The organism is Rhizorhapis sp. SPR117 (assembly GCF_021742065.1).
Window position 1 is genome coordinate 1 of sequence record NZ_JAKKIE010000058.1, and the last position, 19,978, is coordinate 19,978.

At 55.9% G+C, this 19,978-nt stretch carries 21 protein-coding genes; 14 read left to right on the plus strand and 7 right to left on the minus strand.

From position 1 onward, the window contains the following. Positions 1-133: 133 nt before the first annotated feature. Positions 134-499 carry a DUF6152 family protein gene (locus tag L3X40_RS17370; RefSeq protein ID WP_272907977.1) on the minus strand — a complete coding sequence of 122 codons (366 nt, stop codon included), beginning with the start codon at positions 497-499 and terminating at the stop codon, positions 134-136. Positions 500-985: 486 nt separating this feature from the next. On the opposite strand from L3X40_RS17370, the gene L3X40_RS17375 reads away from it, so the two are divergent. The 3 genes from L3X40_RS17375 (at position 986) to L3X40_RS17385 (ending at position 4,989) form a co-directional block, all read left to right on the plus strand. After that, on the plus strand, positions 986-1,849 hold the full coding sequence (locus L3X40_RS17375; RefSeq protein ID WP_237366736.1) for a TonB-dependent receptor plug domain-containing protein: 864 nt from the start codon (positions 986-988) through the stop codon (positions 1,847-1,849). Between the two features lie 23 nt (positions 1,850-1,872). Beyond that, positions 1,873-3,405, plus strand: a complete 1,533-nt coding sequence (locus L3X40_RS17380) for a TonB-dependent receptor (protein WP_237366737.1) — start codon at positions 1,873-1,875, stop codon at positions 3,403-3,405. A 348-nt stretch (positions 3,406-3,753) separates the two neighbouring features. Continuing rightward, positions 3,754-4,989 carry a hypothetical protein gene (locus tag L3X40_RS17385; RefSeq protein ID WP_237366738.1) on the plus strand — a complete coding sequence of 412 codons (1,236 nt, stop codon included), beginning with the start codon at positions 3,754-3,756 and terminating at the stop codon, positions 4,987-4,989. 65 nt (positions 4,990-5,054) lie between these two features. On the opposite strand, the gene L3X40_RS17390 is transcribed toward L3X40_RS17385, so the two are convergent. Continuing rightward, on the minus strand, positions 5,055-6,347 hold the full coding sequence (locus tag L3X40_RS17390; RefSeq protein ID WP_237366739.1) for a hypothetical protein: 1,293 nt from the start codon (positions 6,345-6,347) through the stop codon (positions 5,055-5,057). A gap of 632 nt (positions 6,348-6,979) precedes the next feature. Between L3X40_RS17390 and L3X40_RS17395 the strand changes: the two genes are divergently transcribed. Beyond that, a complete protein-coding gene (locus tag L3X40_RS17395) occupies positions 6,980-7,330 on the plus strand; it encodes a hypothetical protein (protein WP_237366740.1) in 351 nt (116 codons plus the stop codon). A 202-nt stretch (positions 7,331-7,532) separates the two neighbouring features. On the opposite strand, the gene L3X40_RS17400 is transcribed toward L3X40_RS17395, so the two are convergent. From L3X40_RS17400 to L3X40_RS17420, 5 genes are all read right to left on the minus strand, one after another. Beyond that, positions 7,533-8,393: a copper resistance protein B gene (locus L3X40_RS17400; protein WP_237366741.1), complete on the minus strand. Its 861-nt coding sequence runs from the start codon at positions 8,391-8,393 to the stop codon at positions 7,533-7,535. Next, on the minus strand, positions 8,390-10,156 hold the full coding sequence (locus L3X40_RS17405) for a copper resistance system multicopper oxidase (RefSeq protein ID WP_237366742.1): 1,767 nt from the start codon (positions 10,154-10,156) through the stop codon (positions 8,390-8,392). Before L3X40_RS17405 ends, L3X40_RS17400 begins: the two co-directional genes overlap by 4 nt. A 61-nt stretch (positions 10,157-10,217) precedes the next feature. After that, positions 10,218-10,781, minus strand: coding sequence for an RNA polymerase sigma factor (locus tag L3X40_RS17410; protein WP_237366743.1), 564 nt, complete (start codon positions 10,779-10,781; stop codon positions 10,218-10,220). Next, entirely contained in the window at positions 10,778-11,218 is a 441-nt protein-coding gene (locus L3X40_RS17415; protein WP_237366744.1) for a periplasmic heavy metal sensor, read from the minus strand. Before L3X40_RS17415 ends, L3X40_RS17410 begins: the two co-directional genes overlap by 4 nt. Further along, positions 11,215-11,490: a hypothetical protein gene (locus L3X40_RS17420; RefSeq protein WP_237366745.1), complete on the minus strand. Its 276-nt coding sequence runs from the start codon at positions 11,488-11,490 to the stop codon at positions 11,215-11,217. Before L3X40_RS17420 ends, L3X40_RS17415 begins: the two co-directional genes overlap by 4 nt. 160 nt (positions 11,491-11,650) lie before the next feature. Here L3X40_RS17420 and copC point away from each other — a divergent pair, with 160 nt between their 5' ends. The 10 genes from copC (at position 11,651) to L3X40_RS17470 (ending at position 19,935) form a co-directional block, all read left to right on the plus strand. Continuing rightward, positions 11,651-12,037, plus strand: coding sequence for a copper homeostasis periplasmic binding protein CopC (gene copC / locus L3X40_RS17425; RefSeq protein ID WP_237366746.1), 387 nt, complete (start codon positions 11,651-11,653; stop codon positions 12,035-12,037). 3 nt (positions 12,038-12,040) lie between these two features. Next, positions 12,041-12,946, plus strand: a complete 906-nt coding sequence (copD, locus tag L3X40_RS17430; RefSeq protein ID WP_237366747.1) for a copper homeostasis membrane protein CopD — start codon at positions 12,041-12,043, stop codon at positions 12,944-12,946. A gap of 155 nt (positions 12,947-13,101) precedes the next feature. Next, positions 13,102-13,875 (plus strand): DUF4198 domain-containing protein, encoded by a 774-nt coding sequence (locus L3X40_RS17435; protein ID WP_237366748.1) that lies wholly within the window; start codon positions 13,102-13,104, stop codon positions 13,873-13,875. Between the two features lie 12 nt (positions 13,876-13,887). Next, the gene (locus L3X40_RS17440; RefSeq protein WP_237366749.1) at positions 13,888-14,274 is read left to right on the plus strand and encodes a hypothetical protein; all 387 of its coding nucleotides are present in this window, start codon (positions 13,888-13,890) and stop codon (positions 14,272-14,274) included. Between the two features lie 86 nt (positions 14,275-14,360). Next, on the plus strand, positions 14,361-15,017 hold the full coding sequence (locus L3X40_RS17445; protein WP_237366755.1) for a HupE/UreJ family protein: 657 nt from the start codon (positions 14,361-14,363) through the stop codon (positions 15,015-15,017). Between the two features lies 1 nt (position 15,018). After that, positions 15,019-15,609, plus strand: coding sequence for a hypothetical protein (locus tag L3X40_RS17450; protein ID WP_237366750.1), 591 nt, complete (start codon positions 15,019-15,021; stop codon positions 15,607-15,609). Beyond that, on the plus strand, positions 15,609-15,758 hold the full coding sequence (locus L3X40_RS17455; RefSeq protein ID WP_237366751.1) for a hypothetical protein: 150 nt from the start codon (positions 15,609-15,611) through the stop codon (positions 15,756-15,758). The genes L3X40_RS17450 and L3X40_RS17455 overlap by 1 nt, the downstream gene beginning before the upstream one ends. A gap of 203 nt (positions 15,759-15,961) precedes the next feature. Beyond that, positions 15,962-18,097 (plus strand): TonB-dependent siderophore receptor, encoded by a 2,136-nt coding sequence (locus tag L3X40_RS17460; protein WP_237366752.1) that lies wholly within the window; start codon positions 15,962-15,964, stop codon positions 18,095-18,097. A 139-nt stretch (positions 18,098-18,236) separates the two neighbouring features. Beyond that, entirely contained in the window at positions 18,237-19,313 is a 1,077-nt protein-coding gene (locus L3X40_RS17465) for a PepSY-associated TM helix domain-containing protein (RefSeq protein ID WP_237366753.1), read from the plus strand. A 148-nt stretch (positions 19,314-19,461) separates the two neighbouring features. Further along, a complete protein-coding gene (locus L3X40_RS17470; RefSeq protein ID WP_237366754.1) occupies positions 19,462-19,935 on the plus strand; it encodes a copper resistance protein B in 474 nt (157 codons plus the stop codon). Positions 19,936-19,978 lie beyond the last annotated feature (43 nt).

The following is a 19,978-nucleotide window of genomic DNA, read 5'->3' on the forward strand; positions in this document are numbered from 1 at the left end:
ACAGGCTACTGGCCGAGTCTAAGGCTAAAGCCAGTATCCGACTGAAGTCGGAGGGGTTCCTCCTCCAAGAGGACTCTGAAACTGAACGGGCTTGGCTCCATTACCGGTCTACACGCATTCCGACAGGAAAGCGTCACCAAGCCTCCAGCTTTTTGCCGTTAGCCAGTGTCGCGAGTTTGAGCGCTCCACCCGGTTTCCCATTTCGCAGCGGGAAGAAGACAACATCGATCTTGTCACCGCTTTTGAGCGTATTGAACTTCCAGCCGGTTTCACGCATGTTTGAAGGGCTGCCGCATTCCAATGTATAGGTCGTTCCCCCGTCTTTGACGACCACAAAGACATGAGGATTGGCCCATTGAAATCGGGCAACGGCAACGTTCTTGAGTTCGACCGACTTATTCTGATCGAACATTGCGAAAGAATGGTGCGCCGCTGCAGGCAGGCATATCCCGAACAGGGCGAGGGCACACGCGCAGAAATTCCTTATCGTTCTATTCATTCAACACATTCCTCTCACCGGATCTGAGCGGAAGTTCATCGGCTTCTTGACAGCCCCTTTGCCGAGACCGTTCTGCCTCCACCGCTCACAATCTATCGAAAATTGATCGGTGTTGGATAATAGTGCGTGTTTGAAGGTGGAGAAGCGCGAAGCGGTCACGAAACCGTTCAACGGGCGCGCTCGGTGGGAAGAATCGATAGCTCCGGCGGTCGATGATCATGGTTTCATCACCTCCCCTCGAAACCAGGCTGACATGCCCGCATTACCCGAGAGGTGAGCATGTTCGGGTAACGTAGCAAGCCATGTTCTAAACGTTTCCGAACAGTTTTTGCGCCCCTAAGATATTGACTTATCCGCAACAGATGGTGCCAATTATGGTTCAGAGTTGTCCTGGCGCAACCAATTGAAGCCGCTTGATGAAGGGCGGAATCGGGCAATTTCAAAAGGGAATTCGGTGCTCTCTCACATAGCTTTGGAGAGGGCGTGATGCAGCAACCGCGTATCACCAGATCGCCAGCGAAGGCGGAGGCCAAATATAAGTTCGCACCTGAAGAACAGGGGGGAGATATTATGACATATTCCAAAATGACGTTGGCTAAGGTCGGAGTGGCCACGCGATCGGGCACCTTAGTCGCCCTTTTACTTGCAGGATCCGCTTTGGCGTCGCCCTGCTTGGCAAATGCACAGGAGGGCGAGGAGAAGCAGGGCGGCTATGATGCCGCCGGGAATACGCAAGAGATTCAGGAAATCGTGGTATCTGCTCGGCGTAAGGATGAGGCGCTGACTAGTGTGCCGGCCTCGATCACGGCATATTCTTCCGAGTTTTTGGAAAAACAGAATATTCGGAGTTTTACCGATTATGCGACGAAAATTCCTAATCTGAGTTTCCAATACGGTCAGGGCGCCACCGTGACGTGGAGCGGGGATCGTCAGACGACTATCAGAGGTATCGTCGGCAACGGCACCACGGCTTACTATATTAACGACACACCAGTTCCTGCGTCCGTTAGCCCGCAAGTGCTGAATCTGGAACGCATTGAGGTTCTGAAGGGGCCGCAAGGAACCTTGTTTGGTGCGAGTTCCATGGGTGGCACGCTACGTTTTATAACCAAAAAGCCGTCGCTCAATGAACAGAGTGGCACTGTGCAGGTGCAAGGGGGTGGTACGCGGCAAGGTGGATTCGATTTTGATGGTAATGCCACGGCAAACATTGTCCTGGTACCCGACCAGCTCGCTGTCGATATTGCCTTTGGCTATACACGGGAGTCCGGTTTCATCACCCGGCGGTTCCCTGATGCGTCTGGCAATCTCATTTCAAAAAAGGTCAGGGGCGCAATGACACATATATAGGCTCAGTCACCTTGCGTGCAAAGATGACCGACACGCTCGAAGCGACGATAAACGTTATTGGCCAGACTGGCGAACTTCACGGACTTCCTGCTGCCTATGTACCGCTTCCAGCATATCGCCCCCTATCTTACACAGTGGACCGCGAGCGCGACGTCCAGGAATACTCGAAGGACCGCTGGGGCCTTGCATCGGTGGCGCTGAATTATACGGGAGATGGGTTCGACGTAGTTTCCTCAGCCAGTTACTTCAGCCGCAAGACCCGCGAGCTGGAGGACGATACAGAAGGAACGAACGACTGGTTCGAAGGCGAACTGGGGCTCGATCTGGGACGGCCAGTGTTCTACGTTGAGAGCATTCTCAGGGAGAGTCGTTTCACACAGGAAACGCGACTCTCTTTCGATAACGGCACGATCCTGCCAAATCTCTCCGGCGTTGTGGGCTTCTTCTACCAAAGCGAACATGGGAGCGCAAAAGCGCCGGGCGTTTTTGTTCAGGAGTTGGAGGACTTTGGTTTTACACCCGCTTATCTGAGTGAGAGCGGCATCAAAACGCACAAAACTAACACCGCCTTTTTTGGCGAACTTTATTATCGGTTGGCTCCAAAGCTTACCGCGACGCTCGGTCTAAGGAAATATTGGGTCACGCAGAAAACCGATGCGAACACTGATACAGGATTTATCTGGGAGGACGGAGCAAACCAAAACCCTGCTTTGCACAGCAAGCAGTCGGGTTTGGTGCCCAAGGCCGTGCTGTCCTATGAGGTCGGCGATCGTGGCAATGTCTATGCCTCCGTGTCCAAGGGATTTCGTGCGGGCGGAAGCCAGGCACGGTTGCCCAGTTTCTGTGACGCCGATCTCGCCGCCCTCGGGTTGGCCGCAGGTGACATCCGGCAATATAAATCCGACACTCTGTGGAACTACGAAGTGGGTATCAAGAGTCGGTTGAGTGGCGGCAGGCTAAGCGCATCAGCTGCTGCATTCCGAATGGATTGGTCTAACATCCAGCAGACTGCTTTTCTGCCTGACTGTGGGTTTCCGTTTGTCACAAACGCAGGCAAGGCACAAATCAATGGCGGCGAGTTTGAAATTGCCGGCCGGCCTTTTGCCGGGGTACCTCTATCGATCCAGCTCGGTCTCGGTTACACTGACGCGATTCTGAAATCCCCAGGCTTGCTTCCCCAGGCGCCTGACAGTCGTTTAGAACTGGTCCCGAAATGGACCGGCAGCATTTCAGGCTCTTACGAAACGCCAATCACAAATGATCTCAGCCTTTTCGTTGCTGCGGATTACAGCTACACGAGTTCGGTTAAGGTTCCTGACGGTAGTGGCGGGGTGGTTGCCCGGCAACCTATCAACATGGTTAACGGCAATATTGGCATTAATGTCGGTGCGTCGCAGATCATGGTCTATGTTAAGAACCTGTTCGACAAGCGGCTGAACTTTGGTGATCAGCCATCCTCTTCCTTTGAACGACAGGACGCAGGCGGCCAGCGCCTGCCTCGCGGCGTGGTGAGTCGTCCACGTCAAATCGGTGTGCAATATCAGTTGAGTTTTTGATAGTGTTGCATTGACGAGGGTTTCGCCATCTCCAACATTGAGCACGGCGTTACATGGCTTGATATACTGTAATCATGGGGCTTATCCCATGATTACAGTGCTGGACGGTTAATCGTGCCAACACAAGTATAATGGCATGTTTGTCGCGAGGCCGGCCATGACAGCTAACTTGTCCCGGAAAATGAGGATCTGCCGGAGGATTGCGCGTCCCGAATATTGATTTACACGGTAGCGTGGCTGGTGATGTGCTTTTGCCGGAGGTAACCGATGGGTGACTGATATGATTTTATTAAGTTTGCTTCTGCGGGAGACACCACGCTTTTGACAAGGCGGGCTCAATTTGACTGTGTGGACGAAGCTACTCAGCGGCTAATTGTCGAGCAAGCTTCGCAATTTCGAGAGGTGCTGGTCGGAGAAAGCCGCTCCACGGTCCTTTCCCATTTGCTCGACTATCTGCTAGAGCGATCCGCCGACCGGCGGGCTCCCAAAGAAATCGAAATAGCAATGGCTGTGTTCGGAAAAACCGCCGAGTTCGATACGTCTCAGGATTCTACGGTACGTGCGCATATCTACCGGTTGCGCCAACGGCTGCATATCTTCAATGCCGGAAAAAGCGGCATGCTATTAGAGATTCCCAAGGGCGAGTATCGCCTGATATTGACGGATGAACCGAAGAGCGTGGATGAAGATGAAGCGCCATCTCTGCGGCTGAAGTCGCGAAACCGGCAAAAGCGCATTCGAGTCATGGTCATAGCTGGCTTTGTGGCTACTGCGGTGTTTTGGAGCCTGCTATTTCTCAAAGGTGGGTTGGGGGGGGAGGCTCTCTCCCCACTTAGCAAGTCGCCCTTCTGGCAGCCGGTGGCCACGCATGAGCGATTGCCGCTAATCGCTGTAGGCGATTTTTATCTGGTTGTGCAAAGCGGCCCGGAAGACAAGGTGCAGCGCCTTGCCATGCATCCAACGATCCGTTCGGGGCGAGATCTTGATGACTATTTGAGGATGCACCCCGATCAATATAGCAAATTACATGATCGCGATATCCACCGGATCCCGGCAAGGGTGGCAACGGGTGCGACTGCGATCCTGCCCTTGGTCGCAGGGATGCGCTCGGATCATGGTGTGCCGGACATCATTCCTGTTTCACGCATTTCGCAAGAAACTATCGATTCCCGTAACGTGATCTACATCGGTTACTTCGCTGAACTGGGAGAGCTGCGATCACCTGTACTCAGACAATCGCGGTTCGAGCCTGGTGCTGATTTCAATGAACTGAAGGATAATTCCTCAGGGAAGGTTTTCAGGGCGCGAGCGGCACCATCGACTGATATATCGAACAGTCGTGGCCCAACCAAAGATCCATTTGGCTATGATTATGGATACATTGCCAGCTATCCTGGCCCGTCAGGCAACCAGACAATCGTGATTTCAGGTATCGATGACGCCGCGCTTTCGCAAATGATCAGGCTCGTATCTGACAAAAAGCAACTTGATGTGTTGGCAAAGAAGACCGGGGGGCAAAGGCTTTCGAGGCTCTCTATCAAGTGCGTGGCACAGGGGACTTCATTTTCGACACACAGCTCTTGATCGCGTGGGCTTTGAAGACGGACAAAGGCGACGGCCCCGCTCCCTGACCCGCGTCGCCCTTCCGGCTATTCGCTGCGCTTTGCTTCGTCCCAAATACGCTGGGAATCGATGGGTCTGGCGATTAGCAGCTTGCTTCCATAGCTTTGATTGAACATCGTGCGGACCTGATAAAGCGCTTCAAAGGACCGGAAATTGCCTCCGATGCTATGACGCAACTGTTCGAGCATTTTCGCATTGGTGGCGATGTTGACCATCTGCGCTACACCGGCATCGCCCGTTCCTGACAAGATGAGAATGGGCTTGCCCGACGGGCCGGGATAACTCGCAATATAACCATAATCCCGCCGCGGGATAATTCCGTTGCCTAGCAGATAGGGGCTATCAGACAGGAATTTCCGCTTGGAGGCCTTGTCTATTATTTCATAGCAAGTGGTACCACAACGGAACTGCGAAGCCTCGAATAGCGGATTACTCAGCAATGGTGAAATGGCATCAAGCGCGCCGAGATAAATTATACCGGAGGACTTCAACATCGTGGGATCAAGTTCAGAAGAAGTGAGTGGATGAATATCGATATTCTTGAGATAGGACGATAGCCGGCTAATTGGCCCTAAAATATCCGAGCTAACCGCATAGAGATCTTCGTTTTTCAGGGTATCCTGAATTCCAGAAGTCGTGGTTACATATTCATAGAAAGCATCGGCAGAATCTATTGAAAGATCCTGAACTACCTCCTCAACACCATCCTGGTTTCTCTGTGTCAAAAACATGAAATAATCACCGAGGACCAAAGTATAATTTTTCTCGCCGTCAAATGACTGCCAAAGTGTTGAATGGTTCAGAGAATTGCCTGAGGGAAAAGCGTGACTAAAATACAGAAACGAAAATACCAGATTGAATAGCAACAATATTGAAATGGCAATGCGAACCACTGGGGCGGAGGTGCTAGAATCGCCCGATTTTCTTACAGGGGTCTGGTCACTCTCAGCCGTTACGTCGGGCGTCTCCAGTTGAAACCCGTATTCGCCTTGCCGAATGGTCAAGCGCGCGCCTGATTTTCCGTGATAGAACAGGTCAAGTTTTTTGCGGAGACGATAGATGCCGACCCGAACGCGCGAACCCTGACGCCCAGGCTCATTCGAGTTGTTTTGAAATATCTCTTCGGCGATTTCCGTTTCTTTGGGGCAACGTCCTTCGATAGATTGCTCCAGCAAAAAATCAAAAAGGCGAAGCAGCGTGCCAGAGCGATTTGAAGCGATGAAACTTCGTACCCGGCGTCCTTCTTCAGCCAGAGCGTCCGCATCGTCACTGGAAATCAAGTAATCTCCGATCTTCAGTAAGATTGCTTTATCTGGCATTTTTGCTCTTCTCGAGTAGCATTGCTACGCCAGTGTACTCTTAAAGGTTATGCTGGCAATTCCAAATTTGAGGGCGAATAAACCTTACAGCTATCCGCGGCAATCTGCCAGATATTTCATCAATGGGCATTGCCAGCCTAGGTGTTTAGTCCCGGCATTTGATGGTGCATTATTCAGCCATCAATGGAAGGATGCACTGTGGGACAGATTCTACATGGGAGCGCCCGCACGACAGCGGCGGGCAATCTACTGTTCGGCCATGTCGGCGCAGGCGTGAGCCGCGATAAGGTCGCCGCACTCCTGGCGAGCAGGTCGCCGTTGCTCATGATTCATGGTTGCTGGAGCGATCCTGTCCGCACCGTATGGGCAGCAGGTCAGCTCGCCGCCGAACCAATTTCTGACAGAGGGGGCCGCGTGGTTGACCCAGCGCCTTCTCGACCGCGACCTCGTGATTGTTGGCTATTGGACCGACTGGGATGATCTCAATCAGGTGCTCGAACAGACTCTGGCGGCGGTCAGCGCGAACGCGATGCCGCTCTGCGCAAAACGCAAACTACTGAGCAGGCCTTCCTTAAGGCCACCGCCGAGCGCGATCAGCTGGCAACTTCGATCAAGGATTCGAGACTCGCCTCGTGGGCGCCTCACTGGAAAATGCCACCACCGCCGAGGTCGAGAGCCGTCTCGAGAAGGTCGAGACTGACCAGCGGTCCATTGCATCGGACCTGCGCGTTTTCGACACCATTTCAATTGATCGCGTCATCGCCCGCGTGACGGCAGAACAATCGGCTGCGGTCGACCGTGCACGATCGGCCGAGGTTCGTCTGGGGCGTGCGCGCAATGCGGAAACGCGCGCGAAGTCGATCTACGATGCCGCGCGCCGCGCCTTACTGCCCCGACCTCAATCCCATCGAACGCAAATGGGCGCAGGCAAAACAACGCCGACGAAAATTACAATGCTCCATCGACAAACTCTTCAATATTGAATCATTCTATATGGGGTAGGTTTTATATCGTGGACGATACTGTCCACTATTGCGTCGCCTAGCAGCAGGACAGGCACCTGCTTGCGGGCCTTAACATCTGGATGGCAAGGTGACCTGCGAACCGGTGGCGCGCCATCTGGGCTTCACTATATGCAGGAAACCAGCGCTATCACCTGAGAAGGCCTTTGAGACAGCGCCGAGCCTAGAACCAGAAGCGCACTCCTGCCACAAAACTGGTTGAGGACACGTGCTCCCCGGCGGTACGGGCATAATCGGCGCTGTCCCCTGTTTTACGCTCATAGGAGAGCCCGATATAAGGCGCGAATTCGGGAATGATTTCATACCGCAGCCGCAGACCCAGTTCGATGTTCGACAGGCCCGACCCGACGCCATTTTCCGGCACATCCTGCGCCGCAAAATTGAGTTCCGCACTGGGTTGGAGGATCAATTTCTGGGTAATCCGCTGGTCATAATGCATCTGGGCGCGGGCCAACAGATCGCCCTTGTCGGAAAGGAACAAGGCCCCGCCGACCTCAAACCAATAGGGTGCGAGTCCCTCGATGCCGAGGACGGCATAGGTCCGCGACGGGTCGGGGCGAATGTCGTGGCGCAGGCCAAGCTGCAGATTGAACCAGGGATCGAGAGCATGACTATAGAGCGCCTGCAGTTCCGCCTGTTCTGGCGCATGGCCGAAATTCCCCTCGCCCTCCGTCTTGAACGCAAAGCGATCAATGTCTCCGCCGAACCAGCCTTCCGCTTCCCACCGATAGCCGTCCGAACCATTGCGCATTTGATATTCGGCGCGTTCCACGATGATCATGGATGCCGCCATGCCGCCAGCTTCCTTTGCAAGCATCTGCCGCGCCGTGGCCATGTCCGCCGGATCGTAAATCCGGTCTGCGGCATGATCAGAAGGCGGTGGAGGTGGCAGTTCACTACCCGTGACGTGACCCGTCTCTGGCACCTCCCGATGCATGGAATGATCCATCTGCGAATGATCCATTTGCGCGACAGCCGGAACAGGCAGGACCATGGCCGATAGCAGGAGGGATAAACGGATCATGCCGCATCCTCCCCATGCCGGACGGTTATGACGCGGAACATGCCCGCGTGCATGTGCAACAGCATATGGCAATGAAAAGCCCAGTCGCCGAGCGCATCGGCCGTCAGGTCAAATGTGGCCTTGCCGCCCGGAAGCACATTCACTGTATGTTTCAATGGATGATGTCCGGGATTGCCGGTCACAAGTTCAAAGAAATGACCATGCAGGTGGATGGGATGCGGCATCATCGTATCGTTGATCAAATTCACCCGGACCCGTTCGTTATGCCGAAAGGCAATCGGAGCGGCGCCATCACTAAGCTTCACGCCGTCGAATGACCACATATAGCGTTCCATATTGGCGGTAAGATGGATATCGAGTGTACGGGTCGGCTGGCGCGGGTCGGGGTTCGGGGCGAGCGCCGCGAGGTCGTGATAGGTCAGTACACGGTGCGGCACGTCTTCAAGGCCGGTCGGGCGGTCGCCAGTGCGATCAGCGGGCATGGGGGAAAGCGTCGCCACGCCCGGCCCCATCTTAACCCCCGGCGCGACGGAGGGGTCGCGCATCTTCATCGACCCATGATCCATGCCCGCCATGGGATCGGCGCCTTCGGGGGCGCTGAGGTCGATGACACCAGGCTCTCCGCCCGTCCCGCCCATGTCCATGTCGCCCATGCCCATATCGCGCATGGTGAGCAGCGGGCGTTCGCGCAGCGGCGGCACAGGTCCTGCCGGCCCGATTTGCGGGGCCAGAGTAGCGCGGCAGAGGCCTGACCTGTCGAGGGCTTCTGCAATCAGGCCATAGGCGGCGGCATCACCCGGTCGGACAATCACGTCATAGGTTTCGGCAATGCCGATCTGGAATTCGTCTGTTTCAACAGGCTGGACGTGCTGCCCATCGGCTTGAACGATGGTCATCGGCAGGCCCGGCACGCGCACGTTGAAATTGGTCATGGCCGATGCATTGATGATACGCAGCCGCACCCGTTCTCCCGGTACGAACAGACCGGTCCAGTTTTCCGCCGTGCCATGGCCGTTGATCAGATAAGTGTAGGTGGAACCCGTCACATCGGAAATGTCGGTGGGGTCCATTCGCATCTTCGCCCACTTCAGCCGTTCGGCCTGTGACTGGTCCTTGCCTTGCAAGAGTCCTGTGAGGGTTTGCTTCTGTCGATTGAAATAGCCGCCCACCTGCTTGAGCTTGCTAAGCACGACGTGCGGGTGGAGAAAGCTCCAGTCGCTCAGGACAATAACATGTTCACGGTCAAAGGTGACGGGATCGGCACCAGCAGGATCGATGATGATCGGCCCATAATGGCCCACCGCCTCCTGCATTCCCGAATGGCTGTGATACCAATAGGTGCCCGACTGCCGAACGGGGAATTCATAGCGGAATGTCTCGCCCGGCCTGATTCCTGGAAAGCTGATACCCGGCACGCCATCGAACTGGAATGGCACGATCAGGCCGTGCCAGTGGATCGACGTGTCCTCATCCAGACTGTTGGTGACGGAAATGCGGACATTCTGTCCTTCCCTCAGCCGGATCAGCGGGGCGGGTAACGTGCCGTTAACGGTAATCGCATGGCCTCTTCGCCCGCCAACGGAAAAGGGCGAATGGCCGACCTTCAAAGCGATATCTTCGCCGGACAGCACCCCCGCCATTGGCGTAGCGCCATGCGTACCGCTTTGTGCCCAGGCCGGGAATAATTCGCCCAGCGCAGCGACGCCCAGCACGCTGGTGGCGCTGCGGATCAGTGTTCTACGGTCAATATGCGATGAAATCATGTCGGGGGTCGTTCCGTTGGAAGGAAAAGGCAGTTACCAATCCAGATACGCGAGTCCGGGCCTAACCCCTCAATATTTCTGAAAGTTTTGAACGGGCGCGATAGATGCGGGTTTCCACCGCCTTCTCGCTGATGTTCAATACTTGCGCGGCCTCTGCCTGTGACAAGCCCTCGATCGAGCACAGCAGCAGTGGTTGCCGGACCGATAGCGGCAGTTGGACGATGGCCGCCGAAAGCCGTTGCCATTCCTCCTGATCGGCCATCGCCACATCGGGTGCAGGTGCACTGTCGGCAGTTCTACTGGCGGCATCAATTGGCAGAGCGAATGTAAAAAAGCGCCGCACGGACCGGCGGCGCGCCCAGTCGCGGCATTTGTTGATGGCAATGCGTGAAACCCAGACGCGGAAGGGCCGGGTACGATCGAAACGGGCAAGCGCGGCAAAGGCGGATACAAAACATTCCTGCGTGACGTCCAGTGCTTCGTCGGCATCGCCAACCTGTGCGCGTACAAGGCGATATATCGGTTCCCGGTGACGGCGCATCAATTCGGAATAGGCTGTCTGCCGTCCCCCCAATGCCAGCGCAGCCAGTTCCGCGTCCGTGCAATCGCCAAGGGAAATGCTCACTTTTCCGATGTGGTCAGCGCCTTGACCACCGCCTGGTCAAACCTTGCCGCCTGGTCCGCCCGCAGCACGGCGCGCATGGCAAAAATATGCTGCAATGTTTCCTTTTGAAGCTCGCCCATTGCCTGATGCGACAGGTCGATTGCGGCCGCGACCTGTGGTCCATAGCCATGCTCGGCCTCAATCGCTTCGGCAAGGCGCGCATTGTCCGCACGCAATTCCATTTCCAATGCCTGTTTGCGGATGGAAAACCGATGTTCCAAAACCTCAATCCGTGCTGTCTGGGTTGAATCCAGGTCAAGCTTTTGATGCAAGAACGCATGCAGTTCGTTTGCGACCGGGGCCTGTGTATTGAACAAGCTGCGGCCAGCAAGAACGCCGGCCATCGCCGCCGCAAATGCGACAAGGGCGATCAGCACGCCGCGCTGGATATTATTCATTCTCCCGCCGCCAGCAGACTGGAAGGAGCGAGCGTGGCTGGCACGCCAAAGGGAGCAGCAGAAACAGAAGCTTCTGCGCGGCCAGCGGAAAACTGGCCGCTTGCCATGCCGATGCCAAGGGCGACGATACCGACAACTGCGATATTTCGAATGGCTCCGGCATTGGCGCGCCGCGCAGCCATACCTTCGATGACCGCGCTTTCCATGTCTGTCAGCCCTCGATGTACCGGGCTTTCCCGCATGCGAGTGAGTATAATATCGAGGTCGTCCATATTCTTGGCTCCTGCCTGTATATCATGCATACGCAGTTCCAAGCGCAAGCCCTCACATATGAGCGGATGAGAGGCGCATCGGCATTTGTGCATGAGGGATGGGTTGCCAGCATGCGTATGTCATTTTGTACCCACTCAATTGCTTGCTGGAGAAAACCCCATGAATCGCCTGTTCCTTTTGCTTGTCGCTCCCATTCTCGCCCTGATCGCTGCACCGACGGCGGCACTGGCGCATCCCAAGCTTGTATCATCCACGCCAGCCGCCGATGCGACTGTTGCCAAGCCAAAGGCAATCAAGCTGACATTCAGTGAAACACTGGTGCCGCAATTTTCCGGTTTTGAACTTGTCATGACGGGAATGCCCGGCATGGCGAGCCACGACCCGATGAAAATTGCGGGCTTCAAGACGAGTGTTGCCAGCGATGGCAAGACGATGGTGGCAACCCTGCCACGCCCGTTGCCCGCCGGTCAGTATGAACTGAGCTGGCACGCAGTCGCCGCCGACACGCACCGGATCGAAGGCAAATTCTCGTTCACGGTGAAATAGAACGTGGCTGACTGGCCGCTCATCATCGTACGCTTTGCGCTGTATGCTGATCTGTTGCTGTTGTTCGGATTGCCGCTTTTTGCTCTGTATGCCAGACAGCGGATACGTTTGGACGCGACCATGATGTTGCTGGCCATCGTCGGCATGGGTCTGTCCGGTTTCGGTTTCCTGCAACTGGCGGCATCGATGAGCGGTCAGGCAGTTGGTGATGTGGACAGGTCGACGCTTTCTATGATGCTGTTCGACATGCCGCTTGGCACCGTCTGGCAAGTGCGGATGGCGGCTCTGCTCATTATTCTGGGCGCAACATTATTGTTGTCCGGGCGGCGCACAAGGATGCTGGTTGTATCGACGGGAGCCGCCGCAGTGGCGCTTTCGACTCTTCCATTCTTTGGTCATGCGGCAGCGAGCGAAGGACCGGCGGCGGCGCTGCATCTGCCCGCCACCATGCTCCACCTGCTCGCGGCGGGCGCTTGGCTGGGCGCGCTCGCGGGTTTGCTCTGGTCGCTTGTCGAGGCGGGCAGGACACGCGATCGGGTCCAGCTTGAGCGGCTTTACGCCTCGCTTGCCAGCTTCTCGACGATTGGCACGATAATCGTGCTTGTCATCCTTGCGACAGGCATATTCAGCGCCCTGATGCTGGTCGGCCCCGGCAATCTTCAGGCGCTGCCCGGCAGTCTTTACGGGCGTTTGCTGATGGTGAAGATTGCACTGTTTCTCGCCATGCTCGTTCTGGCTACCCTCAATCGTTTTCGCCTGACCCCCGCATTGGGTGATGCCATGTCATCGGGCGATGAAAAAGTGGCACTGGCGAAACTTCGTCGCAGCATAATGCTGGAAACCGTTGCGGCTATTTCGATCATTGGACTGGTAGCATGGCTTGGTATTTTGCCGCCGACGGGGACCTGAATTCATTGACTGGTCGCGCCCCTCATTCTGCCGTTTGCGCGTCATATTCGGCAATTGATTCCCGGACGCACCTCATAATTGGCAGGTTTTCCCGATCGTCCTAACTAACCTGCCATGGTGTGGGACAGCAGCCACGAACAATATGGGAGTGCTTCATGAACCTTTTTTCCCGATATTTTGCCGCAGCGGTGTTCGCCACCGGCTTTGCCTCTGCAACAGCGGCACAGGCGCACGGCATCTGGTTTGCACAGCGCGGCAAGCAGCTGGCCATGATCTATGGCTTGGGAGCCGATGACCTAGACATGGTCAAGCGGCTTCCGAAGGTCAAATCGATTCAGGGCTATGACGCGGAGTGGAAGCCTGTATCTGCCACCATCCAGCCAGCCGGTATTGTTCCGATCGTCGATAGCGAGGCTCCCATAGCCGCGGTCGCCGCGGTTCTCGACAATGGGGTCTGGGTTAAGGACAAGGCTGGCGAGTATCACCAAATGGGGCTCGATCAGATGCCTGATGCAATCGAGAGCGAGCGCACGATTAAATATGCCGTGCACCTCATCGGGCTGTCAGACCGACCTAAGGACTTCAAGGGAACGCTGGACGCCAGGATTCCGGTCATGGCCGACCAGCGGCTGCAGATCATCCTGGCCGACGGCCAAATTCCCGGCGACATCGGCAAGCCCCTGACCATCAAGGTGCTGTTTGACGGCAAGCCATTGAAGGGTGCGCCGATCCTGACCGATTTCGTCAATGACCCGGATCAGAAGCCCCTGGAAACCGATGCCAACGGCATGGTGACGTTTCCCGTTCGCAATCAGGGACTGAACGTCATTGGCGCCACTTATGCCGGGCCGAGCGATCAGCCGAAGATCTATGAAAAACAAGAACATTTTGCGACGCTGTCGTTCAAGCTGCCGCACACACCCGAATAAGGAGAAATCGCGATGAATTTCCGTATGACTCTGGCCGCCTTCGCCGTTCTGGCCGCACCCTTGGCTGCTGGCGGCGCAGCTTATGCCCATGGCAGCACGAAACCGCAACACGGCGGCATCGTGCAGATGACTGGTGAAACGCTGTTCGAACTGGTGAACAAGCCAGAGGGTGTGGAACTTTATATCAGCGAGGAGGCCGAACCGATTCCTGCCTCCAGTGCATCGGCCAAGCTCAGCATAGCGACTGGCGCGGCAAAGAAGGAAGCGCCACTCACCCCTGCGGGCGGCAACAAATATATCGGCAAGGGCGTGAAGGTTCCCAGCGGTTCCAAGGTCACGGTGACGCTGGTGAACAACAGGAGCAAGGCGAAAACCTTCGCTATATTCACCGTGAAATAGGCATGGGAGCCGTGCCGTTTTCTCATAGATCTGCGGCGGCGCGCTTTCCGGCGCGCGCTCTGACCCTGCTGCTATTCACCGCAATGATGTTGTTCCTCGGTGGCGCGGAGGCCTTCGCGCACGGCGTCGCCAAGGAAGATCAGAACTTCATAGAGGCCAATGCCGGCGTCAATATCGTCCCTTATATCTACCTGGGCGCCAAGCATATGGTGACAGGCTATGATCATCTGCTGTTTCTCGCCGGGGTCATTTTCTTCCTTTATCGACTCAAGGACGTTGGCAAATATGTGACGCTGTTCGCCATCGGCCACAGCACGACACTGCTATTGGGCGTATTCTTCGATATCCGCGCCAATCCCTACATTATCGATGCGATCATCGGTCTTTCGGTGGTTTACAAGGCGTTCGACAATTTGGGCGGGTTCAAGACGGTCCTTGGCTTTACGCCCAACCCGAAGGCGGCCGTGCTGATATTTGGCTTTTTCCACGGCTTTGGTCTTGCGACCAAGCTGCAGGAACTGACGCTGTCGAAAGACGGGATGCTTCCCAATCTCATCAGTTTCAACATCGGGGTGGAAATCGGCCAGTTCATGGCGCTGGGCCTCATCCTCCTGCTGATGAACTACTGGCGGATGACCGAAAGTTTCCGCCGCAACGCCATTACCGCCAATGCCGCCCTCATGGCGGCAGGCTTCATCCTCATCGGCTATCAACTGGCTGGCTATGTCCAGCAAGGGGCATGACATGACAGTTCAAATCGCTTCCATCGAGACTTCTCCCCAGACCCTCGCCAAGGCGAGCGCAGGTGCGGCGGTTGCGGCCGCTCTTGTCTTGACGCTGTTCGTGCTTCCGGCGGAAAAGGGGATCGACATCACCGGCCTTGGCGGCGCCATCGGCCTGACGCGAATGGCGGCGGCAGCTGAGCCTGAAGCCCCTGTTAGCGAAGCGCCCGCTGTCGCGCCCGGCATCCCGGCAAAGGCGAACATCGTTAAGGCCGGCGCGCTTCGCAACGATGCAATGACCGTCATCCTTCCCCCGCACAGCGGCACGGAAGTCAAGGCGCATATGCGGGCAGGCGACAGTTTCGTCTTCCGCTGGGACGTAAAGGGCGGTCTGGTCAAGGTGGATATGCACGGCGAGCGGCCCAACGCCGCCGATGGCGAATTTACCAGCTACTGGAAGGAAAAGGAACTCGGGTCGGCGCAGGGCAGTTTCACCGCGCCATTTGACGGCACGCACGGCTGGTACTGGCGCAACAAGGGCGACAGGCCTGTCACCGTCACGGTGCACACCAACGGTTTTTACAAGGATCTATTCCGGCCCGAAGAGGGCTGATGCTTCAGCGTGCAATAATTGGTCTTGGCGGCGGAATGATCATCAAAACCACCTATCCCGTGCTGCCACACCTGGCGACCTTTGGCGACCCGGCATCTTCTGCCTATTCACTACGCAATTCAAAAGAAACCGCCGCAAAAGGCCAGTGATTTGACCAAAAGTTCTCAAAAATGGGGCGGATACTCAAATTCGGCGGAAAGAAGGGGTGTGCTATTTTCAAGCGTAGCGCCGCTATTGCAGGAGCGCTCAGCCTGACAGCTGGTCGGGAGCGCAAGTCCCTCTAACGCAGGTATAAATAATAGCAAGACGAATATCCCAAGGGAACGGTACAACACTTTAAGGGGAAGCTATCATGTCTACTGTCAAAGGTTTCCGTAAAGCGCTTGCAGCAAGCGTTTCCTGTTTCATACTGGCGCCTGTGCTTCACGCACAGGAAGCGCCGGCGGCAGGGGCCGATTCAGGCGACATCGTCGTCGTTGCCCTTCGGCAGCAATATATAGGTGATATGCCGCTCAAGGAAATCCCGCAGTCAGTACAGATCCTCGATTCCAAATTGCTTGGCAATCTGAATGTGACCCGTCTCGACAGCGCGCTTGAATTGGCCAGTGGCGTTTCCAAACAGAATAATTTCGGCGGCCTGTGGGACAGTTTTGCCATTCGCGGCTTTGCCGGCGATGAAAACTTCCCCAGCGGTTTCCTGGTCAATGGCTTCAACGGCGGCCGCGGCTATGGCGGCCCGCGCGATGCGTCGAATATCGATCGCATCGAGGTATTGAAAGGTCCGAACTCGGCACTCTTTGGTCGTGGCGAACCGGGTGGCACCGTCAATATTGTCACCAAGAAGCCGACCTTCAAGGAAGGCGGAAGCTTTTCTGTTTCCGGCGGGAGCTGGAACCATTATCGGATCGAAGGCGATTTTAACCTGCCTATCTCCGACAGTGTCGCGGTTCGCCTCACTGGTGCGGTCGAGGATGCCGACAGTTTTCGTGATATCATCCACACCCGCAAATATGTGCTGAATCCGTCTTTTCTGGCCAAGCTGTCGGACAAGACAATCTTCACCTACGAACTGGAATATGTAAACCAGGAGGTCCCATTCGATCGCGGTGTGGTGGCGATGAAGGATCTGGCGACCGGCGTATATACGCTGGGCATTGTCCCGCAGTCTCGCTTCCTGGGCAATCCTGCCGATGGTCCAATCAAAGTCGAGGTGCTGGGCCATCAGGCGCAATTGCAGCACGAGCTGAGCGACGACTGGGTGGTGATGCTGGGCGCCGGGTATAAGGATACGACCTTCGTGGGCTATTCGAGCGACCCCGAGCTGGTCGAGGGGCGTCAGCAGCTTTATACCGACGGCCAGAACCTGACCCGCCAGCGTCGCTATCGCGATTACAGCACCACCCATATGGTGTTCCGTGGCGAAATCAGCGGCAAATTCGAAACCGGGTCGATCGTCCATAACATTCGCGTCGGTGCGGATTGGGACAAGTTCGAGATCGACACACTCCAGACCCGCTATCGTCCGCGTCCCAATCCGTACACCGTCAACATCTTCAACCCCGTCAACGGTGTGGCGCCGATCCCAGATGTCGTCATTCAGGATGCGAACGAAGTGCAGAAAGCCTGGGGCATTTATGCGCAAGACCAGATTGAAATCGTGCCGCAGTTCAAGGTGCGCTTTGGCGGTCGTTATGACCATTTTGACCAGAATATCGACCTGCGACTGGACGGTTCCAACCCGCGCAAAACTTACACCAAGTTCAGTCCGATGGCCGGCCTGGTGTTCGAGCCGACCCGCAGTATTTCGCTCTATGCCAGCTATGGCAAAGGCTTCCGCCCCAATAGCGGCATCAGTTTTGACAAACAGCCGTTCGAGCCGGAAATCAGCGAAAGCTATGAAGTCGGCGCGAAGTTCGTGACGCCGGACGGGAAAATTACCAGCACCCTGTCGCTTTACAAAATGAAGAAGACCAATGTCCTGTCCACCGATCCGGTCAATGCAGGCTTTTCCAAGCCGGTTGGTGCAGCGGACAGCAAGGGCATCGAATTCGACCTCAATGCCAAGCTGCCCGCCGGGTTCGAGATGTTCCTGAACTATGCCTATACTGATGCCGGATGGGCCAGCGACGTGCTCGATCCCAATTTTGGACAGCCAATCCTGAAGGGCGACCCGCTGATCAACATTCCCAAGCATCAGGCCAATTTCCTGCTGTTCAAGAATTTCGCCATTGGTGAGAGAAAGGCCATGATCGGCGGCGGCGTCAACTATGTCAGCAAGCGGTTGGGCGAAACCGCCACCACCTTCTTCCTGCCCAGCTATACGCTGGTGAAGCTGCTGGCATCTGTCGAAGTGACCGATAATATCAAGATTTCGGCGGACGTGAACAACCTGTTCGACAAGCGTTATTATGCCAGCTCCTATGCGAGCCTTTGGGTGCAGCCGGGTACGCCGCGTTCCTTCTCCGTCAAGGCAAGTTTCAATTTCTGACGGCGAATGCGATTTCCGGTGCCAAACAATGTCCCGGAAAAGGCTGATATGATGTTGGGAGCGCCGGTGACTATTGTTGCCGGCGTTTCCAATTCTACTATGGTTCCTGTGGTTGCGGTTCGTGAAGGGAAAGTCGGGAATGCTGCGGCCAGTCTTGCTGAAAATCCACAGATATTGTGGCCTTGTGGCCGCTCTGTTCGTTCTGGTGCAGGCACTTTCCGGCATCGTTCTGATCTACCGTGGGGAACTGGCCCGGGTTATCGATCCTGTCGGCATGGTCCGCCAATCAAATAGTGGCAATGCGCCGCTGAGTGATATTCTGATCGCGGTGCAGCGTTCCTACCCGGAACGCGAAATTCAGCGGCTGGCATTTCCAGTCGCCAAAGACGGTGTCTATTTTGCCCACATGGCGGACCGAACGGGTAACATGATCTATACCACTGTCGATCCGGGCAGTTCGAAAATTTTAAGTACTGGCAGCATCTGGCACTATCCGACCGAGGCCGCACTGCTGGTGCATTATCAGCTGATGAGCGGCAAGATTGGTCTGGCTGTCGTAATCTGTACTGACCTTTCGATCCTGATGATGATGACATCCGGCTTGCTCTACTGGTGGCCAGCAAAAGGCCGTTTTGCAAAGAGCCTGACGATTCGCTGGAATAGTTCGTTTCGCCTTCTGCTGAGGCAGGTCCACAGAAGCACTGGTATTATTGTGACGATCGTTATTGGCACCTCGGCACTGACGGGGCTGGCGATGGCCATTGCCATGATGGTGACGCCCGGACCGCTGTCACAGGCCCCGGCGAAAGAAATGCCGTCTGTGAATTGGGGACATGCCGACCGTGCGCTTGCTTTGGCGCAAGCCAGGTTTCCCGGGGCTGCCGTTCGGGATATTCGCATGCCCGCTCCGGGCCTTTTCAATATTTTCCTTTTTGCGCCGGAACGTAACCCGGAAGCCGTGCACACTGTCGCTCTGGACCTGGCGAAGACGCAAGTCTTGGCGACGACAGCGGCAGCAAATGATCGGCACATTTGGGTCCCCATGCTACCCATCCACGACGGGAAGACATTCGGTGAGGCAGGCCGGGCTTTAATATTGTTGGGTGGTCTGTCTCTTGTGTTTCTGGCCATTACGGGACCGCTGATGTGGTATCAGGGGTACAGGAGGCAAAGAAGAAAAACAGCACCTGCGCGATGCGCGTCTGATACGCCATGAGCAGGGGCGAGGCAAAACGCTCTCCGGGGTTTCGGCGTTGTTCGGAATTCACACCCGGTTTTGACACAAGTTGCCAAATTGAATGACCGCTTCGGCAGAGTCTGCCAGACATTATGTGCAAACAAGCAACATGCGAACTCGATCCATCATGCGACTACTGGCTGCTTTCTTCACCCTTGGGGTTATTTCTGCTCCAGCCGCTGCGCAAGTTCCGCTTGAGTTGGAAGTCGATCTTCTGGAAGTACATCTCGGCAAGGGCGACGATCACCTTCTACTCGACAGCACACTGACTGCTGGCGCGGGGAACGACCAATTTCTAGTCAAGCTTACCGGAGGCAGCGAAACGCGGACCAGCTTCGACGATCTCGAAGCCCAGGCCCTCTATTCCCGCTCTCTGTCGGAATCAGCCGCTGTGCACCTCGGCGTCCGCCATGACATGCGCGCGGGTTCCAACCTTACCCATGGCGTTGCCGGCCTCGTCGTGGAACTTCTTCCCGGTTTTGAAGCCGAGCATTATTTCTACGTTTCGCAACATGGCGACCTGACCGGCAGCGCCCAGCTCCTGCTGGGTGTGGACCTCGCGCCTCAGCTAGTCACCCGGAACTGTAATCCACCTCATTGATTCACGCCTCTTTGAGGAGATGAACAATGCTAGGTCGGCAGGC

Excerpts from the sequence above, each read along its gene's own strand:
- L3X40_RS17470 (WP_237366754.1), top strand. The coding sequence starts at position 19,462 with ATGCGACTACTGGCTGCTTTCTTCACCCTTGGGGTTATTTCTGCTCCA.
- L3X40_RS17380 (WP_237366737.1), top strand. The coding sequence starts at position 1,873 with ATGACCGACACGCTCGAAGCGACGATAAACGTTATTGGCCAGACTGGC.
- L3X40_RS17455 (WP_237366751.1), top strand. The coding sequence starts at position 15,609 with ATGCTTCAGCGTGCAATAATTGGTCTTGGCGGCGGAATGATCATCAAA.
- L3X40_RS17400 (WP_237366741.1), bottom strand. The coding sequence starts at position 8,393 with ATGATCCGTTTATCCCTCCTGCTATCGGCCATGGTCCTGCCTGTTCCG.
- L3X40_RS17415 (WP_237366744.1), bottom strand. The coding sequence starts at position 11,218 with ATGAATAATATCCAGCGCGGCGTGCTGATCGCCCTTGTCGCATTTGCG.
- L3X40_RS17435 (WP_237366748.1), top strand. The coding sequence starts at position 13,102 with ATGAACCTTTTTTCCCGATATTTTGCCGCAGCGGTGTTCGCCACCGGC.
- copC (WP_237366746.1), top strand. The coding sequence starts at position 11,651 with ATGAATCGCCTGTTCCTTTTGCTTGTCGCTCCCATTCTCGCCCTGATC.
- L3X40_RS17465 (WP_237366753.1), top strand. The coding sequence starts at position 18,237 with ATGCTGCGGCCAGTCTTGCTGAAAATCCACAGATATTGTGGCCTTGTG.
- L3X40_RS17370 (WP_272907977.1), bottom strand. The coding sequence starts at position 499 with ATGAATAGAACGATAAGGAATTTCTGCGCGTGTGCCCTCGCCCTGTTC.
- L3X40_RS17390 (WP_237366739.1), bottom strand. The coding sequence starts at position 6,347 with ATGCCAGATAAAGCAATCTTACTGAAGATCGGAGATTACTTGATTTCC.
- L3X40_RS17450 (WP_237366750.1), top strand. The coding sequence starts at position 15,019 with ATGACAGTTCAAATCGCTTCCATCGAGACTTCTCCCCAGACCCTCGCC.
- L3X40_RS17445 (WP_237366755.1), top strand. The coding sequence starts at position 14,361 with ATGTTGTTCCTCGGTGGCGCGGAGGCCTTCGCGCACGGCGTCGCCAAG.
- L3X40_RS17420 (WP_237366745.1), bottom strand. The coding sequence starts at position 11,490 with ATGGACGACCTCGATATTATACTCACTCGCATGCGGGAAAGCCCGGTA.
- L3X40_RS17460 (WP_237366752.1), top strand. The coding sequence starts at position 15,962 with ATGTCTACTGTCAAAGGTTTCCGTAAAGCGCTTGCAGCAAGCGTTTCC.
- L3X40_RS17440 (WP_237366749.1), top strand. The coding sequence starts at position 13,888 with ATGAATTTCCGTATGACTCTGGCCGCCTTCGCCGTTCTGGCCGCACCC.
- L3X40_RS17375 (WP_237366736.1), top strand. The coding sequence starts at position 986 with ATGCAGCAACCGCGTATCACCAGATCGCCAGCGAAGGCGGAGGCCAAA.
- L3X40_RS17405 (WP_237366742.1), bottom strand. The coding sequence starts at position 10,156 with ATGATTTCATCGCATATTGACCGTAGAACACTGATCCGCAGCGCCACC.